General features: G+C 36.7%; 1 protein-coding gene. It reads right to left on the bottom strand.

The features are described 5' to 3' along the window. Positions 1–1642: lanthionine synthetase LanC family protein (locus E1171_RS01660; RefSeq protein ID WP_222931334.1), on the bottom strand; the 1642-nt coding region annotated here is incomplete at both ends.

The raw sequence follows: 1642 nt of genomic DNA on the forward strand, positions 1-1642 counted from the left end.
TATCTTTTGAATATTTATTCCAATTCCATGCTGTTCCCAAAATAGAAGCGTCATTATTAAGCTGGATTTTCTTTTTCATCAACTGAGGTACCTCTAGAGCCAAAAGGGCTGCAGCCCTTTCCCTTAGAAATTGATTTTTAATACTTAAATAGGCCGGATTATAACTTTGAAGTTTTGTTTTCGCCATTTCATATTTAAAAACATCCCTAATTTGATTTATTCCTACTAAATCCTCCTGGGAAAGTACCTTTCTCAAAAATTTCTTAAATTCCTCCTTTATACCCTCCCTCTTTAATGATAAATCAACCTGAAAATAATCATGAATTTCATTAGGCAAAACCTCCTCTAACAAATTGATTGTGAGGGGAAATGCCTTTTCCATCAACTTTTTCTTCAAGGAAAAGGCATTAAGGTTTAGATCCGGTTTAGAAGAAAAATCCTGTTTACATCTATTTTTTAAGACGGGACTCAAAACTGAGGCAGTGTTCAATGGCTCAATATATTGAAGCAGGAAATAACCTATTCCAGCATTTCCCATAAATAGACTACTATCCTCCGTTTTTTCTACAGTAGAATACCCAGGTAAATACGGTTGATCATCCTTTTTTACTTTCAATAATCTTTCTACGATCGAGGTAACTCGATTTTGCTGATAATTTTCTTTGAGCAAGCGATGTGCTTCCAATAAAAGCATAGCATTTCCACCTGCCCCATGACAAAGGGTAAAAGAAGCCAAGTTTGCCGTCAAACTTTCCTCCTTTTCTAACGTCTTTTTTTCTGCTTTTAAATAATCATTCCTGTATTCTTCTTTTTCCAGAAGTTCCAAAGCTCTAAGCCTGGACAGACCAATACCAGGAGCCCCATGACACCAGGCTGTCATATCCCCTGGGGTTTCAAAGAAGTCGTAATTATTTGCCAAATAAGCAGCTTTGAATTGCTCGTTAGTTTCTTCATTATAATTCCCTTTCCTGAAATCCGGCCAATTTCCTATTTTTTCATTAAACAGGGAATTTTCATAAAAAAAGGCTTGTTCGGCCATCTGGTAAAAAGCTTTATTTTTAAAGTAATATCCCAACTCTAGAAAGACAAAACCAACACCTGCTGCCCCATGAGAAAAACCACAAAGTCCCTTAATACTTTTATCCGAACGGTCCCAATACAGACCATTCTCTCCATGATAAACATGGTCAATTAAGTGAGCTGTAAAAGTATTAATAGAATCCAACAACCAGTCTTCACCACTTGCCTGATGAAGGTGCATTAAAGCTAATAAAGCACCCGACGCCCCGTTAATAAATTCATTTAATGTATGCTCTTGTTCCAGAAAAATTTCACATCCCTTCGCAATTTTTAATGCCTTTTTCAAAAATGCTTTTTCTCCACTTACTTCCGCTAGTTGCACCAACATATAAGCAGCCCCAAGACGCCCTGTTAGAAAGGCGTAATAAGTAGTCTTATTTTTTGCACAATAATTGTCCACCCAATTAGCGCCATGAATTGCCGCTTCTAAATATTTATCATCCGATGTTTTCTTAAAAAGCTCAATTAGAAATAACACAATTCCGGAAACCCCAGAGTAAATCCCCTCCGATTTATGCCAGCCTACCTTTTTATCATTTAAGAACATTGTTTCCCAAGACCA

Origin of the sequence: Xanthovirga aplysinae (assembly GCF_009711365.1) — a bacterium.
Classification (GTDB): Bacteria; Bacteroidota; Bacteroidia; order Cytophagales; family Cyclobacteriaceae; genus Xanthovirga; species Xanthovirga aplysinae.